General features: G+C 47.4%; 14 protein-coding genes. 10 read left to right on the forward strand and 4 right to left on the reverse strand.

Going from position 1 to position 16,888, the window contains the following annotated elements; all coding sequences use genetic code 11:
* Positions 1 to 14: 14 nt before the first annotated feature.
* From nspC to AC0J5I_RS08790, 3 genes are all read left to right on the forward strand, one after another.
* Positions 15 to 1,142: a carboxynorspermidine decarboxylase gene (gene nspC, locus AC0J5I_RS08780; protein ID WP_475305642.1), complete on the forward strand. Its 1,128-nt coding sequence runs from the start codon at positions 15 to 17 to the stop codon at positions 1,140 to 1,142.
* Positions 1,143 to 1,534: 392 nt separating this feature from the next.
* Positions 1,535 to 2,713 carry a CapA family protein gene (locus tag AC0J5I_RS08785; RefSeq protein WP_475299458.1) on the forward strand — a complete coding sequence of 393 codons (1,179 nt, stop codon included), beginning with the start codon at positions 1,535 to 1,537 and terminating at the stop codon, positions 2,711 to 2,713.
* Between the two features lie 334 nt (positions 2,714 to 3,047).
* Positions 3,048 to 3,716: a tetratricopeptide repeat protein gene (locus AC0J5I_RS08790; protein ID WP_475299459.1), complete on the forward strand. Its 669-nt coding sequence runs from the start codon at positions 3,048 to 3,050 to the stop codon at positions 3,714 to 3,716.
* A gap of 73 nt (positions 3,717 to 3,789) precedes the next feature.
* Here the strand turns inward: AC0J5I_RS08790 and AC0J5I_RS08795 are convergent, their stop codons facing one another.
* Positions 3,790 to 4,413 carry an HAD family hydrolase gene (locus AC0J5I_RS08795; protein ID WP_107995042.1) on the reverse strand — a complete coding sequence of 208 codons (624 nt, stop codon included), beginning with the start codon at positions 4,411 to 4,413 and terminating at the stop codon, positions 3,790 to 3,792.
* 223 nt (positions 4,414 to 4,636) lie between these two features.
* Between AC0J5I_RS08795 and AC0J5I_RS08800 the strand changes: the two genes are divergently transcribed.
* Both AC0J5I_RS08800 and AC0J5I_RS08805 read left to right on the forward strand, forming a co-directional pair.
* Positions 4,637 to 5,767: a carbohydrate kinase gene (locus AC0J5I_RS08800; protein ID WP_107995043.1), complete on the forward strand. Its 1,131-nt coding sequence runs from the start codon at positions 4,637 to 4,639 to the stop codon at positions 5,765 to 5,767.
* 220 nt (positions 5,768 to 5,987) lie between these two features.
* A complete protein-coding gene (locus AC0J5I_RS08805) occupies positions 5,988 to 6,401 on the forward strand; it encodes a universal stress protein (protein WP_107995044.1) in 414 nt (137 codons plus the stop codon).
* A 76-nt stretch (positions 6,402 to 6,477) separates the two neighbouring features.
* Here the strand turns inward: AC0J5I_RS08805 and AC0J5I_RS08810 are convergent, their stop codons facing one another.
* Positions 6,478 to 9,537: an AAA family ATPase gene (locus AC0J5I_RS08810; RefSeq protein WP_475299460.1), complete on the reverse strand. Its 3,060-nt coding sequence runs from the start codon at positions 9,535 to 9,537 to the stop codon at positions 6,478 to 6,480.
* Complete coding sequence (locus AC0J5I_RS08815; RefSeq protein WP_475299461.1) at positions 9,538 to 10,671, reverse strand: exonuclease SbcCD subunit D; 1,134 nt, start codon at positions 10,669 to 10,671, stop codon at positions 9,538 to 9,540.
* Positions 10,672 to 10,891: 220 nt separating this feature from the next.
* On the opposite strand from AC0J5I_RS08815, the gene AC0J5I_RS08820 reads away from it, so the two are divergent.
* From AC0J5I_RS08820 to AC0J5I_RS08840, 5 genes are all read left to right on the forward strand, one after another.
* On the forward strand, positions 10,892 to 11,677 hold the full coding sequence (locus AC0J5I_RS08820; RefSeq protein WP_475299462.1) for an SDR family oxidoreductase: 786 nt from the start codon (positions 10,892 to 10,894) through the stop codon (positions 11,675 to 11,677).
* A gap of 38 nt (positions 11,678 to 11,715) precedes the next feature.
* A complete protein-coding gene (locus tag AC0J5I_RS08825; protein WP_475299463.1) occupies positions 11,716 to 12,483 on the forward strand; it encodes a ChbG/HpnK family deacetylase in 768 nt (255 codons plus the stop codon).
* Positions 12,484 to 12,679: 196 nt separating this feature from the next.
* Positions 12,680 to 13,333 carry an ABC transporter ATP-binding protein gene (locus tag AC0J5I_RS08830; protein WP_475299464.1) on the forward strand — a complete coding sequence of 218 codons (654 nt, stop codon included), beginning with the start codon at positions 12,680 to 12,682 and terminating at the stop codon, positions 13,331 to 13,333.
* Between the two features lies 1 nt (position 13,334).
* Entirely contained in the window at positions 13,335 to 14,093 is a 759-nt protein-coding gene (locus AC0J5I_RS08835) for an ABC transporter permease (protein WP_475299465.1), read from the forward strand.
* An 80-nt stretch (positions 14,094 to 14,173) separates the two neighbouring features.
* Positions 14,174 to 14,923: an acyl-[acyl-carrier-protein] thioesterase gene (locus AC0J5I_RS08840; protein ID WP_475299466.1), complete on the forward strand. Its 750-nt coding sequence runs from the start codon at positions 14,174 to 14,176 to the stop codon at positions 14,921 to 14,923.
* Positions 14,924 to 14,978: 55 nt separating this feature from the next.
* On the opposite strand, the gene AC0J5I_RS08845 is transcribed toward AC0J5I_RS08840, so the two are convergent.
* A complete protein-coding gene (locus AC0J5I_RS08845; protein ID WP_107995052.1) occupies positions 14,979 to 16,613 on the reverse strand; it encodes an ABC-F family ATP-binding cassette domain-containing protein in 1,635 nt (544 codons plus the stop codon).
* Between the last annotated feature and the right edge of the window lie 275 nt (positions 16,614 to 16,888).

Raw genomic sequence — 16,888 nt, forward strand, 5'->3', positions numbered from 1 at the left:
GGATGGATACAACAATCGATTTCCAAGCCTTACCGACACCCAGCTATGTAGTGGATGAAACCTTATTGCGCCGCAATCTGGAAATTCTGAAATCGGTTAAGGATCAGACGGGCTGCAAGATTTTGTTGGCCCAGAAAGCTTTTTCGATGTATCATTTCTACCCTTTGGTCGCGGAGTATCTGGACGGCACGACCGCTAGCTCTGTCCACGAAGCGCAATTGGGTCATGAGGAATTCGGCAAAGAGACCCATGTCTTTGCGCCGGCTTTCAAGAAGGAAGAAATGGAGGCGTTGCTCCCGATAGTGGATCACATCGTCTTCAATTCCCCTAACCAAGTGAAGCTGTATGCCGAAATGGTTAAGAACAGCGATCGCCCAATCGAAATCGGCCTGCGCGTCAATCCGGAGCTGTCCACTCAGGACCATGCACTCTATGACCCAGCAAGTCCGTTTTCCCGGTTGGGTACGACGGCTGTCAATTTCGATGAAAGCCAAGTCGAACTATTGGATGGTCTGCATTTCCACACCCTTTGTGAACAAGGTTCCGATGCCTTGGAAGCGACACTGGTCGCATTCGAAGAGAAATTCGGGAAATACCTGCATGGCATGAAATGGGTGAACTTCGGAGGCGGACACCATATCACCAAAGAAGGCTACGACATCGCCAAGTTGGTGAAAATCGTCAATCACATCAAAGAGAAATATGACGTGCAAGTCTACTTGGAACCTGGCGAAGCGATTGCATTGAATGCGGGCTTCCTGGTTGCGAGTGTGCTGGAGACGACCTATAACCAGATGAACCTGGCCATTCTGGATACATCGGCGACTTGCCATATGCCTGACGTGTTGGAAATGCCATACCGTCCGTTCATCATCGATTCAGGTGAAGCGGATGAAAAGGCGCACACGTACCGTTTGGGCGGGCAGACTTGCTTGGCAGGGGACGTCATCGGGGATTATTCCTTCGATGAGCCTTTGAAGGCGGGTGATCGCCTGATTTTCACCGACATGGCCATCTACTCCATGGTGAAGAACACGACCTTCAACGGCATCCAATTGCCGGCCATCGCGGCCCATACGGTCAAAGACGGCACGAAAGTCATCAAGACCTTTGGATACGAAGATTTCAAATCACGACTATAGAGTTTTGAATAGGGGAGCTGTCTCTGATGAGGCAGCTTTTTTGCTGTTCTCCGGCCAGGGCGTGTTTCGCCTCAGCTCCGGCGAACCGGGGTTGGCCGGAACTGAGGTCGCATTAGTGTGGTGTCCTCCGACGAGCAGAAGCTCAGCGGAGAAGAGACCGATCATTACCGGTCTGCTCGGGCGAACAAGGACTCGCCGGAGGAGTGGGGGACCCAATCGGCTATCCTCCGGGGAAAGAGTGTTCGCCGGAGCTGGGACACGCAATTCAGGCATATCCTCCAAAAACTAAATAAGCCTGTGACAAATTTTTTGTTAAAGTGACAAAGTAGGAAGTGTTCGGTATAATCAAATTGTCTAATATTGCGCAGAACTCCAGTAGAAAGGGGAATGACATGAGGGGGAAAATGTTAGTGACATCGTTGGCCGTACTGGGTTTATGGGGGTGCGCGGATCAACCGGATACGGTTTCTGAAGTTGTATCCGTGGATACCTCTACCGAACAAAAGGATGTACTTACCGAAAAAGATGAGGCAAAAGTAATTTCCTTCATCGGAGTCGGTGACAATTTGATCCACGATTCCGTTTTCCGGGATGCGGAACTGGCGGACGGAACCTACGATTTCAAGTCTATCTACCAGAATGTGGTGGAGGATATCGAAGAAGCCGATATTGCTTTCCTGAACCAAGAAACGATCAGTGCCGGGGATGATTATGCCTATTCCGGCTATCCGGCGTTCAATACACCGCCCGAAATCGCTCAGGACATGAGTGATCTAGGCTTTGATTTGGTCAACGGCGCAACGAACCATGCATTGGATTATGATTATCCTGGCGCCCTCAATTCCCTAGCCGTCTGGAATGAACAGGAGGATGTCGTCTACACGGGCATTTATGAGAGTCAGGCGGACCGTGATGAAATCCGGACAATCGAGAGGGAAGGCGTTACGTTCTCTTTCTTGACCTATACATACGGGACGAATGGCATTCTGCCCGATACCTCCTATCGTGTTTCATACTTTGATGAAGCACTGATTCGGCAGGATGTATCCAATGCCAAAAACGTCAGTGATGTCGTTATCGTATCGGCACACTGGGGTGATGAAAACACGCAGGAAGTCAATGACATGCAGCGCACTTATGCACAATTATTCGCCGATTTGGAGGTCGATGTCGTTATCGGTACCCATCCGCATATCCTTCAACCGATCGAGTGGGTGACAGGCGTGAATCAAAATCAAACACTGGTGGTCTATTCACTGGGAAATTTCATCGCGCATTCGCTTACTGATTACAATACGCTCGGCGGCATGGTGACTTTTGATTTTGTCGTTGCTGATGACGACGATATAACCGTCGAAAACGTCCAATTCGAGCCTACCGTTTCGCATTATGTGGCGGATCCGGGAAATGTCGAGAACTCAAGACGTGATTTCAAAATCTATAAGTTGGAAGACTACTCGGAAGAGTTGGCCTCGGAGCATGGGTTGAACGGTTATGAAGGCTTGGAAATAACGCCGGAAAACTATCTTTCCATCGTGAAGAACGTCATTCCAGCAGAAATGCTGGAGTGATCAAAGAAGTACCGTAAAATGACTTACTGATAGGAAATCTAAATTATTAAAACAAAATTTCCACTGGAAAGTTTTTGCCGGAGATCATGTGGATGTAACTGCGGCTTTTCTCATTCATAGTGGGTTTAGGGATTTCATTTTTTCGAGACGGCGCCTTAGCTTAGGGCGCCTTTTTTATTTGGCGCAAAATCCAGGCCATAGGATACTGTACGAAAAGTACGACCTGATTTGCTCTTTTTACTGATGTTGTTATCCTTTGTGAAACTGCCTGAATGATGTTAAGATGAATATGAAAGCGATGACAGTTTTTTTGTGGTTTAAGGGGGAATGAGCTATGGATAAGGAAGTTCATCAACTGGTCGAAATCGCTGAAATTGCGATGCAGGCGAACGATTTTGCTCATGCTGAGAAAAAATACATCGATGCTTTATATTTATTGGATGATCCCAAATCTGATGAATATCAAAAAGTCGTAAACAAGTTGGCCAAGTGCTATACTGCACAGAAAAATTTTGCTGGTGCCAAAGAATGTCTTGAAGAATTGTTATTTTATGCGAAGAAAAACAAAGACCTGGAGAAGGAAGCCGAGTATCTTCATTCCTTGGCGGTGAATACCCGTTCCATGGAGGAATACGATTTGGCGTCTCTGATGTGTGAGGAAGAGATTACTTTCAGGCTGACGCATTTCCCTGATGATTATTGCGGGTTGGCCCGAAGCTATCATGAAGCGGCCATGCTGTCATTGTTGCAGAGAAGTCCGATCAAGAGCAAAATTAATCTGGACAAAGCGAAACAGTATGCCGATAAATCTGAAAATGAGGAATGTCAGGCCGGCATCATGCGCGGGCTGGGTGATTATCATTTTACCCTCAATGAATTGGAAAGAGCCCGGGATTCCTACCTGGAAAGCCATGCCTTATACATGGGAAATAAAAATGAAGAAGCGGCAGATGAATTGTTGGCAAGGTTGAAGCGCGTTGAGGACGTTCAGGGAGAACAGTAATGGGCAGATTTAGACTGCACAAATCCATTCTTATAAAGAAAAAAGCAACCCGTTTCCAGATTGCCTACATTTTTTACAGAATAGATAAAATATCTGAAGGTGACTTGAAGATGTGATCGGCATCGAAGCCTTCTGACGTATGCGAGCCCCATTCCGCCAAGCCGAATGCAACAGCGGCATTGCGTGCGCATTGATTGTCATAAATGGAATCCCCGATGTAGATGGCTTCATTTTCGGCAACGCCTAATCTGCGCAAACATTCGGTCAAAGGTTGACCGGAAGGCTTGTGTTCTTCGGTATCGCTGGATGTGATGATGACATCAAAATAGTCATCCAAACCATATGGCGTGATGTTCAGCTCGTAACTCTCTTTTGTCTTGGAGGTGACAATGCCCAGCAGGTGATTGTTTTCCTTCAAATAACGCAACGTATCTTCCATTCCGGCAAAGATACTCACGCTGTCCGCATAAGTTTTCGACCGCGCGCTCCACTTCGGATGCAGATCGGCAGCTTGTTCAGGTGTGAAGCCCAAAGATTGCAAGCCTTCCATGCCCGGTATGCCGAAAATCGTACGCATGTCTTCCGATGTTGCATGTCTTCCGGCGTGTTCCTTAAGGACATCATCCAGACCTCTGAAAATGGAATCTTCAGTGTCCACAATTGTACCGTCGACGTCAAAAATAAATGTATGAATCATATAAACAGCTCCCTTGAAATAGTCCATATCATTATAGCACAGCTTGGAACAGTAATAAAACAGTCCGGATTGATGCAAAGGCATTAAAATAAGGTTACAATGTACCGTGTTCGTTTGGAAACTGGGCCAATTGGTTATATACTATACTTTTAGGAGCAGGAACTGTTGCTAAAAGAATAATGTCGGCGTTGCCGAGTTTTTATAGAGTAAGGGGAATTGAAACATGGCTTTAAACGAGAAAGAATCAAAAATACTGAGCTACATTAAGGAAAATCCTTTCATTTCGCAGCAAGATTTAGCTACAAAGATTGGCTTGTCACGTCCTGCGGTGGCAAACATCATTTCCGGCTTAGTGAGACGGGGATACCTTTTGGGGAAAGCCTATGTCATCAATGACACGCGACCAATCGTCTGCATCGGTGCTGCCTGCATTGATCGCCGCTATTTTGTGGAAGGCGGCCTTATTCATGGACAATCGAACAATGTCACCTCACAAACTTCAATCGGAGGAGTTGCTCTCAGTATCGCTGAGAATCTGGGCAGGTTGCAGGAAGATGTTGTCATGCTATCTTTAGTCGGTGACGATGCAGAATGGCATACGATCGAAGAATCCATGCGCCCATTGATGAAGACGTCTGAAGTTGAAATGGTTCCTGGCTTTTCGACTGGCACGTTTATGGAAGTCATCGACGAATCGGGCAAAATGATCATCGGATTGGCAGAGATGGATATCTATGAATACATGCAGCCTAAATGGTTGTTGAAACATCTGGCGACGCTGAAGCGGGCGAAGACGATCATAATCGATTCGAATTGTCCGAAAGAAAGCGTGGAGCACTTGCTTGAGATAGGTGCAAAGTACAATATTCCAGTCGCCCTAGTCAGCGCATCCTTGCTGAAGCTTTATAATATCCCGGAAAATCTAAAAGGATTGAAACTGCTCATCACAAAGCATGACGAAACCGAGAAACACTTCGGGATCGAAATCAAGGATGATGCATCCTTGCGTGAAGCCTTGCAACTTTGGATGGACCAAGGCGTTCAACATGTCATCATCACCAGAAATAGTCAGAGCGTCGGCTATGCCAGCGGAAAATACGGCATGCACGTCTACGACCTCAAGAACAGCGATAAAGACAGTGACACCTACATCTGGGGAACGAACGAGGCGCTTTGTGCCGGAATCGTTTATTCCTACTTGAGGACTGATGATATTACGGAAATGATCCAGACTGGCTTGGTGAATGCAATCATGTCATCAAAATCAGCCTACAAAGTTCGCCCTAACTTATCCCAAGCGACCCTCCGAAAAGATGTTAAAGAGATCGGTCAATTGGAAAGCAGAGAAATTTAGATGGATAAGAGCTATCACTTCAGGTGAAATGAAGCTATCCCCGGCTGAGATGTTGATAGGGGTAACAAGATAACTAAAAAAGAGCCTGCCATCCGGGCTCTTTTTGGTTTGTAAATTTATCAACCGAAGGGCGGCTAATCTTTTGTTTCTTCCGTAAGTATAGTAAAATATGAGTAAGGAAAGCGTTTTCTGGTTGATTATTCCAAAGGAGTGAGTTTGAATGAATCATTATAAAAACATATTGATCCCGGTGGACGGATCGGAGGCTTCGATCAAGGCGTTCAAACAGGCGGTCCATATCGCTGAAAGGAACGATGCTGCGCTTTATCTTATTGCGATACTGGATAAACAGAACAATGCCGAAGAAGCCGCACAGCTGCAGAAAGACAAGGACTCTTTATTCGATGAATTGGACAGATTCGCGCGGGCAAACGGGGTCGCGGTACACAAGGAAATGCGCTCAGGAAACGCTAAGGAAATGATTGCGAAGACGCTTGTGGAAGAATGGAATTGTGATTTGATTGTAATGGGTGCGACCGGTAAGGGCACCATCGCAAAATTGGTGGTCGGATCGGTGACGAACCATGTCATCAAACATGCGCCGTGTGATGTATTAATTGTAAAGGAAAATTGATCAGACGCTTTTGAACCAACGAATCAGGAGACGCAAAAAAGTCCAGTTACGTAAATGTAGCTGGACTTTCCTTTGTCTAGAGGATAATTTTTGCGGTACTGCCTTCCGCCGTGCGGTTGACTTCGATGTGGACCGGTATCCGCGTCTTCAATTCCTCGACGTGTGAGATGATCCCGACCAAACGTCCACTGCTGTTCAGGGAGAACAGCGCTTCGATTGCGGAATCCAATGATTCGGGATCCAGTGAACCGAAGCCTTCATCGATGAACAGTGTATCGATCTGGATGCCGCCGCTTCGACTTTGCATCACGTCGCTGAGTCCAAGCGCAAGCGCAAGGGATGCCTTGAAGCTTTCACCGCCTGATAACGTTTTGACACTGCGGGTTTGCCCTGTGTAATGGTCGAATACATCCAGGTCCAGACCCTTGGCTCCGGCACCTTTTCCTATGTCCTCCTTGCGCAACAACAGATAGCGGTTGTTGGTCATTTGTTGGAAGCGCAGGTTGGCGGCTTCGATGATTTCTTCATAATAGATTGCCAGCACATAGCGTTCGAAGGAAATATAGTCGGTTTCTTTGGTACCGTTGGCGATATCAGACAATGTCCTGTATTTTTGGTAATCGGCAATGATCTGCTGCTGCTTTTTGTAGATTGCGGCGATTTCTTGGTCCGCTTTTTTGAGCATTTGGATGTCGCCTGCGAGCTGGTCTTTTTGCTCTTCCGACTCGCGGATGGCATTGTCGAGAAGTACTTTTTGATCGGCATAGGAAGCAATTGACTGATCCGGATCCAGTGCTGCTGCGGCTTTCCTTTGATCGTGCAAACGGGTCGCAGTGACGTTCAGGTCGTCTTCATGCGCGCGTATTTTTTTCTGGAGATCCAGACACAGTGACTTGTCCAAAATCAGCTGGTTGAAAGGCTCTTCCAGACCGGCAGCGGCCAACATGGTTGCATATACCGCTTCAGCATCCAGCAAAGCAGTGGTGGCTTCCTCTACCTGAGCTGAGTAGGTGGTGCGGTTGGCAAGGCAGACTGCTGTCTGTTTCTCGAGTTCCAGCAGCTCGGTTTTCAGTTTGTTGTAGTCGCTTGTGCCAGTTTCAATCTTTTCGTTCAGCTGCAGAATCTCTTTTTGAACGGTTGCGAGCTCCTTGTCGCCCAGAACTTGTTTATCCTGGTCAATCTCGACCAGCAGATCCCGGGAAAGGGTTTCGTTCAAGAGCAACGTCTGCTGAAGGGCAAGGCAGTTCTTGTCGATTTCTTGCAGCTTCGCTTCGGTGTCGGTTTGCTCTTTGAAGAGGGCCTCTTCTTCATTAAGTACTTTCTGCAGCTTTTTCAGCTCCAACAGGAATGCTTTTTCTGATGCGATCTCCTGATCGCGTATTTCTCTCTGTTCTTCCTTGTAGATTTCGAAAGTTTCAGATAGAACGGCGAACTCATCGAATAGGTCAGCCAGTTGTTTGCTGATGCCGGAAAGTTCCGCAGTTGCCTGTTGGTAATCCGCATAGGCCTGATTCCGTTTCTTCTCCAGCAGCTCTCGTTCCTGATCCGAGAGTGTCTCCGCCGTTTTTTGCGCGGGTGCGGGATGCTCCTGTGAACCGCAGACAACACATGCTTCTCCGCCAACCAACTGTTCGGCTAAGATGCCGGCGATGTTGCGGTTGTATAGGAGGGTTTCATCCTTGAACTGTTGATCGATCGTCATGTATTCTTTTTCGAGATTCAGGAATCGCGCGGCTTTTACACGTTGATCATCCAGTAATTTTTGGGTTTGGGCAATCCTCTTGTGGAGCTGGTCGGCTTGCTGCACCTTCATTCTGCAAGCACTCAATTGCTCTTGGATGATGGAGGTGTCCTTTTGGGCATGGTTCACAGCCGCAAACTTCTGCTGGCACTGTTCCTGATTTTCTTTTTGGGCTTGTTTGAGTTCCATTTGTTTCTGCAGTTCTTTCGTGGCATCGCTGCAGATTTGTTGGCATCTGGTAAGTTCTTTTTCTTTCTTCGCCAAGGCGGTAAGCTGTTTTTCCTGTTCCTTCACGGCGTCGACCTGCTCACGCAAGCTTGGAATCAGGGAAAGGGCACGTTCAGCTGCTTCGAACGCCGGTTTTTTATCGTGTGCAGCCTGATTCAATTGGTCAAAAAGATCGTCATTTTGTTTGGCTTGTTCCTGTTTTGCATTCTGGTTTGTGGATGCTGCAACGCACTGCAATCTTTTTTCCTCGGCTTTGACGGCTTGTTCATGGCGATTCAATTGCCTTTTCCAATCGACAACAAAAGCCTCTTCTTCCTCAAGAACTTTCTGCCTTGCCTCCAGCTGGGCGATGTCTTCCAGCAGTTTGATGGTATCGGAAGCGGATTGGCTTTGTGAACGCAAACCCGTGAGCTGCCGTTCTTTGGCGTTGCGTTCTTCTTCGAGCGCCGCCAGCAGTTCAGCGATCCGAACTAGGATGCGCTCGGTGTCCTGCAAGATGAGTACTTCCTGCAGGGCGTCATCGTTTATTCCGGAAGCAAAGGAGTAGGCGGTCTGCAGGGAATCATGGGCGGAAGTCGCTTGGCTCTGGAGCGATCTGGCTTTCTCCTTCAGTTCCTCCTGGAAACTTTTCAAGATTTCGGTCCCGAAGATGTTCCGGAAGATCGTCTCTTTTTCGTTGCTGTTCGATTCCAGCAGTTTTTTGAATTCCCCTTGCGGCAGCATGACGATCTGTTTGAACTGCTCATAGTTCAAGGAAAGCAACTGCTCTATTTCCGCATTGGCATCGCGCGCTTTTGTCGTCACGGTGTCATCGTGATAAAAGGCCACATCAGCCAAAAGATTGATGATTTTCCCGCTCTTCCCAGGACCCATCTGGGCAGGGGAACGTCGGACTCGGTAAGTCTTCCCGTTGTATTCGAAGGTCAGATCGACGTAGCAGACCGACTCCTCCGTTGCGAACTGGGATTTGAATGTGTCCTTTTCCCGACTGCTGCCGCTGGCGACGTCGTAGAGTGCGTAAGCAATGGCGTCGAAAATCGTGGTTTTGCCGGCACCTGTTGGCCCGCTCACCAGGAACAGCGTCTGGTTCTGGAATTGCGTGAAGTCCAATACGATCTTTTCTTTGTATGGCCCGAAGGCACTCACTTCTAATCTTAAGGGTCTCATCTAATCTTTCCTTCCCAAAGCGGCAAAGACATCCGCAACGATTTTTTGACCGGATTCATCCAATTCGATGGCGCGGTATTGCTCATAAAAGTCCTTGAACAGATCCGGGTACGACAGCTGTTGGAGATCCTCCCGGTTATGCTGCAAGGCCACCGATTCGGTCTCTCTCCGGCTGACGTATTCAAGGCCCATCGCCTGCGGATAGCGACGGCGCAATTGGTTCATCGCATCCAGCACATATTCCGTATCCTCCAGTTCAAAAAACAGGTAATCGTCGGATTGGCCGTTCATCAACTCGGAAAATGTGCTTCTGATCGTGCGCATATCGCGCAAAGGCTTGATGCGGAGGGGTTCGATTTCCAGTTTGCCTTTTTCTATCGTTACGATACTCGTCTGCTTTTGATGCGGGGTTTCCGATTTTGAATACTTCAGGATCGAGCCGCTATACCGGACTTTGTCGTTTTTGACTTTCTGGGCCTTGTGCAGATGGCCCAGAGCGACGTAATCAAAGTCCTCGAACAGCGACACATCCACGTATTCGGAAGTGCCGATGCTGAGCGGACGTTCGGAATCGGAGGGCTCGCTCGTGTCGTTTCCGGCTTGGATCACATAGCCGTGCGCAATCAGGATGTTTACTTCATCCGGGTTCATCGTTGCTTTGATGGTCGCCAACTGCGCACGAACGGCATCCTCCATATTTTTGATGGTGTCATCTTGAAGCGTTTCCCGGACATAGACATGATCCGCAAAGGGCAGCAGATAGAAGTTGGTTCCCTGGAAGGCAACTTTTCGGATGGCCTCTTTCTTCATGGTTCCTTCTATATAGAGGCGGCTCTCGGCCAGCAGATCGGCGGCATATTCGATCCGCTCGTTGCTGTCGTGGTTGCCGGCGATGACGAATACAGGCACGCCCAATTCTTTCACCATCCTGGTCAGCGTACGGTTGGCAAGCGCCACCGCTTCTTTCGGCGGCAAAGCGCGGTCGTAAAGGTCTCCGGCCATGATGATCGCATCGATTTCTTTTTCTTTGAGTGTTTCTATCAGGTTCATCAAGTAATGGCGCTGGTCATCCAGCATGGAAAAATCATTGACGATTTTGCCCAGATGCCAATCGGCTGTATGCAGTATTCTCATGGGAAAGTCTCCTGTCCATCGGGTTAGTATTTGTAATAAAAAAGTTGCGCGTATCTTATCGGTAAGGCAAATAAGTTCATCTACCATTATAACAGACTATCCTGGGGGCGAGCAGGGACATATGCAGTGGAGTGAGTGAAATGCTAGTGATGTGGACGCTTTTGGGCTATAGTATGGATATGAAGATCAGGATAATAAAGCAGTTGAAGGAGGAGCCGAAATGGATCTGGGATTAACGAACAAAGTGGCGCTGGTCATTGCTTCGAGCCAAGGATTGGGCAAGGCAGTGGCGAAGGAACTCGTCAAAGAAGGCGCGCACGTCATGCTCACGAGCAGAAGCGAAGACAAGTTGGCTGAAGTGAAAGAAGAACTGGAAGCCTTGCATGGCGGAAAGGTCGCTTATTTTCCTTGCGACATCACCAAAAATGAGGATATCCATAAGCTGGTGGCAAGGACGCATGAAGTGTTCGGAAAAATTGATATCTTGTTGAACAACGCAGGCGGTCCGCCAAGCGGGACATTCGATTCTTTTTCCGATGAGGCTTGGCAACAGGCTTTCGAATTGAACCTTTTGAGCTACATCCGGATCATCCGCGAAGTGCTGCCCGATCTGCGCAAAGAGGGCGGTCGCATCGTCAATATCGCTTCGATTTCGGTGAAGACGCCGTTGCCTAATCTGGTGCTTTCCAATACGTTCCGGAACGGCATCGTCGGCCTGAGCAAGACGCTTGCCGATGAACTGGCGCCTGACAATATCCTTGTGAATGTCGTTGCACCGGGAAAAATCGCAACCGATCGCCTGAAATATCTGAATGAAGCGAACGCCAAAGCGAAAGAGTTGCCATTAACGGAAGTCGACAAGAACGCGATCGCAGGCATTCCTTTGGGCCGTTACGGTACACCGGAAGAATTCGCGAAAGCCGTCGTTTTCCTTCTTTCAGAGGCGAATACGTACATCACCGGCAGCACACTATATGTGGATGGTGGGGCAGTCAAAGCGATTTGAAGCTGAACCGCCATCCGAAACAGACAGGAGAATGAAATATGGGACAAGTAATCATCAACGCAGACGATTTTGGTCTCACAAATGGCGTGAACTACGGCATCATCGACAGTTTTCTATACGGCATCACCACTTCAACGACCCTGCTGGCGAACGGAGCCGCATTCGATCATGCAGTGGAATTGGCATCCGATCATCCGGGTCTGGAAATCGGGGTTCATCTGAATTTGACGCTCGGGAAGCCACTATTGCCTGATGCAGACAGCATCAGTGCCAATGGGCGTTTCCAAACTCGGGAATATGTGCAGCAACATGCGGCGTCGCTGGATTTGGATGAAGTTTATGCGGAGTGGCATGCGCAGATCGAAAAGGTGCGCAAAGCGGGCATCAAACCAACGCATTTGGATTCGCACCACCATGTGCATATGGTGGAGCCGCTCAACAAAGTCATCCTGTCGTTGGCGATCCAGTACGATTTGCCGATCCGGGACCACTTTGAAGGCAGCCATGGGGTATTGCACACGGATCGTCAATTCGATCTCGGTTTTGCAGCTGAAAAACCGCACGCTGAATTAGGGATGAGCGTGATGGAAAAATTGGATGACATCATGGCCGTCTTGGAAAAAGAAGACACCTCGATTGAATTGATCGTCCATCCCGGTTATGTCGACGCAAGTCTTGAACGCGTGAGCAGTCTTCAAAAAGAACGGGCCTACATGGCGGAATTTTTAATGCATTCCGACTTTGCAGATCGGATTCGGGAAGATGAGGCAATCCAGTTGATTTCGTACTCTGAATTGAAAGAATAAAGATGCTTGTGATAAAGGCAGCTCCGATCAGGGGTTGTCTTTTTACATTTATTACTAAATTATAATTATTATCATTAGTGAAAATGCAGGAAGTAGTGATAGAATAGAGGAATGAAGTATAGCCAATCTGTACAGCGATTTTTGGTGTTCGCAACAGTTTCGGCCGCAATTTGAATGATAAAGGAGTAATTTAAAAATGGCATTATTGGAAATGGAACATCTGAGTTTTGTGTCGGACGGCAAAGTCATTCTGGACGACATCACCTATTCGCTGGAGGAGGGTGAGTTTCTCTCGATAACCGGCCCGTCCGGAAGCGGCAAAAGCACACTGTTGAAAATCATCGCGACGATCCTTTCGCGTACTGAAGGCGAAATACGCTACCAAGGCAAAGCGCTGGATGCGTACGAACCCACCGAATACCGCAAGGAGGTTTCCTATACGTTCCAGACACCCGTTTTGTTCGGAAAAACCGTACGTGATAATTTGGTTTTTCCTTACGAAATCCGCAAAAAAGAATTTGATGAAAAGAAAGCCATATCCTATTTAGAGTCGCTCGGGCTGCCGAAGGAATACTTGGATAAAGAAATCAATACCTTGTCCGGCGGGGAAAAACAACGAGTCGCTTTGATACGTAATGTCTTGTTTCAACCGAAAATCCTCTTGCTCGATGAAGTGACGAGCGCCTTGGATGAAGCGAATCGCCAAATCATCTGGAAATGGCTCGAGGAAATGCGGGAGCATGCCGATATGACGATCATCATGGTCAGCCATAATGAGGAAGAATCCAGCTTGGCGGATAAGAACATCCATATCGTTGCAGGTAAAATCGTAAAAGGAGAGGGGAATTAAGATGGATCTACAAGTCAGTCCAATCACGCTTATGTTGAGCTTTTCGTTGGTAATGGTGGGAGTCTACATCTCTTACAAAGAAAAATTAGGCACGGCCAAAGACATATTGTACAGCATTGCCAGAGCCGTTGTGCAGTTGATTGCGGTCGGGTACGTGTTGACGTATCTGTTCAATGTGAACAATACAATCGTTACCTTGGTGATGGTCGCTGTCATCGTCTTCAATGCGTCATGGAATGCCCATAAACGCAGCAACAGTATCCCAAATTCCTTGAAGATTTCGCTTATCGCCATCTCTGCTTCAGCGATTTTGACGTTATCCATCTTGGTGCTATCGGGTTCCGTCAAATTTATCCCATCACAGATTGTGCCGATCACCGGCATGATAGCCGGGAATGCGATGACGACCATCGGCTTGTGCTACCGCAACCTGAATTCCTTGTTCCGTGATCAGCGCCAGCAGATTCTGGAAAAACTGTCTCTCGGTGCGACTCCGAATCAAGCATCGCGCACAATCTTGAGGGAGACAATCAAATCCGGCATGCAGCCATCCTTGGATTCCGCCAAAACAGTGGGTATCGTATCCTTGCCGGGCATGATGTCGGGTCTGATGTTTGCCGGTACCGTACCGATGACAGCCATCATGTATCAAATCATGGTGACTTTCATGCTGGTGGCGGCGACAAGTATCTCCTCTTACATCGCCTCTTTCTTGGCATACCGCGAATTCTACAACGACAGACAGCAACTACGCGTCTGATATTTCTCACTTTTTTGGTTGGTTCACCCTGAAATGTGTGGTATCCTTTCTATTATAATATTGATTTTGGAGGGGAAACCTTGAGCGGATTAATCTATCGCAGAACCCATCGTATCAAAGGCTATGAATGTGACACCACCGGGGAAATCACTTTGCCATCGCTCGTCAACCTGATGATGGACTTATCGGGTCAACAAAGCGATTCACTCGGGAACACGAATGATCAGATGTCCGAGAGAGGACTTAGTTGGATCATCGTGCAGTACGATATGCAGATCGCACGCATGCCGCACCGAGGCGAAGAAATCATTCTGGAAACGGAAGCGATGAGCTATAACCGTTTCTTCACCTATCGCCGCTTCCGAGCTTACGATGAAAGCGAACAACTGTGTGTGGAAGTGATGACGAACTTCGTCATGATGGACATCGAGACCCGTAAAATGGTCCAGATCCAAAAAGACCTGCTGACCGTCTATCAGGCCGATGAAATCCGGACGCTAGTGCGCATGCAGAAGCCGATCCAATTGGAACCAGAAAACCGCAAGGAACAGGATTTCCGCGTCAGATACCTGGACATTGACTACAATCGCCATGTCAACAACGCGAAATATTTCGATTGGATCATCAACACGATCAATCCGAAATTCATCATGGATCACCAGATGGCTGCCATTACGATCAAGTATGAAAAAGAGGTCGAATACGGCAACAGCATCACCAGCGTCATGTCGACGAAAGAAGCGGAGAACGGCGAAATCATCACCGCGCACCGCATCATGAACGGCGAAGACCTGGCCTGCGAAGCCCACATGATCTGGAAAAAAGTATAAAAAAAAGAGGAACAACCCGAACGCTCGGTTTGTTCCTCTTTTTTTCGTGCCGATTTTATGCTTGATCTTTATAAAGTGCATTGATTCTTGCTTGGACATCCTTATCCGCCAAGAAGTCTTCGTAGGTTGTTTCCATTCTGTCCACGACGCCGTTTGGAGTCACTTCGATGATGCGGTTCGCAGTAGTGTTGATGAACTCGTAATCGTGTGAAGTGAACAACAACGCGCCCTTGAAGGCGATCATGCCGTCATTCAAAGCAGTGATGGATTCAAGATCCAAGTGGTTCGTCGGATCATCCAATACCAAGACGTTTGCTTTGGTAAGCATCATTTTCGATAGGATAATACGTACTTTTTCTCCCCCGGATAGGACAGAAACTTTCTTCATGACGTCTTCACCTGAGAACAGCATGCGGCCCAAGAAGCTGCGCAAGAAGGTATTATCGTCCTCTTCTTTGCCTGCGAATTGGCGCAACCATTCCAAGATAGTGATGTCGGCAACCGGGAATTCATTCGTGTGGTCCTTCGGCAAGTAGCTTTGTGACGTTGTGACGCCCCATTTGAAGGTACCGCCGTCAGCTTCCATTTCACCCATCAAAATTTTGAAGAGGGTGGTAGTAGCGATATCTTTGCGGCTTGCGAAAGCGACTTTATCATTTTTGTTCAAAGCAAAGCTGATTTTGTCCAAAATTTTGACGCCATCGATTGTCTTGGAAAGGTTCGAAACGATCAGCAAGTCATTACCGATTTCGCGTTCTGGTGTGAAGCCGACGAAAGGATATTTACGGGATGATGGTTGAATATCATCCAACGTGATTTTATCCAACGTCTTTTTACGTGAAGTCGCTTGTTTGGATTTCGATGCATTTGCACTGAATCGCGCAATGAAGTCCTGCAACTCCTTGATCTGCTCTTCTTTTTTCGAATTGGAATCGGCTGCCAGTTTAGAAGCCAATTGACTGGATTGCATCCAGAAGTCATAGTTACCGACATAAAGTTTGATTTTTCCGAAGTCAACGTCACACATATGCGTACATACTGTGTTCAGGAAGTGACGGTCATGGGAAACAACGATGACGGTGTTAGGGAAGTTGATCAGGAATTCGGATAACCATTCGATGGATTCTTTGTCCAAACCGTTTGTCGGCTCGTCCAATAGCAATACGTCCGGTTTGCCGAATAATGCTTGCGCCAGCAAAACTTTTACTTTTTGCGGCTCCAATAGGTCGCTCATCTGCTTGAAGTGCAATTCTTCACCGATTCCTAAACCTTGCAAGAGACTTGCAGCATCGGATTCGGCTTCCCATCCATCCAATTCGGCAAATTCGCCTTCAAGTTCGCCGGCTCTGATGCCGTCTTCCTCAGTGAAATCAGTTTTTGCATAGATGGCATTTTTTTCATCCATGATGGCATAAAGACGTTTGTGACCCATGATGACAGTGTCCAGTACTTGATGGTCTTCGAAACCATAGTGGTTTTGGTTCAGTACAGCTAAACGTTCATTTGGATCCATAATGATATCTCCGGTGGTGGGCTGGATGACGCCTGATAAAATCTTCAAAAAAGTAGATTTTCCAGCTCCGTTGGCACCGATGACGCCATAGCAGTTACCAGGGGTGAACTTTAGATTGACATTGTCAAACAGCTTGCGATCGGAAAATTGTAGGCTGACATTTGATACGGTAATCATTTTTTTACATTCCTCAATTCTTGTTTATAGTCAATTAATTCTAGCATATTCCTGAAAAAATAAAAGGATTTTACATACTGTTTACAAAAAACGAGTAAGATTGTTTCTTTTGTGGCAATCATTTGTGCTCGTTTATTGTAATGTTGCCGTTATTTTGCGGATGACAACCAATACTCGTGGGATAGTTTTAAAAATGAGAAATTGGTAAGTTTTTTTCGGTTAGCGCTGCCAATTATAGTAACAGAGGAAATGCCATGATAGAATGAACAAAATTG

The organism is Trichococcus sp. TS_SC_9, assembly GCF_056156325.1.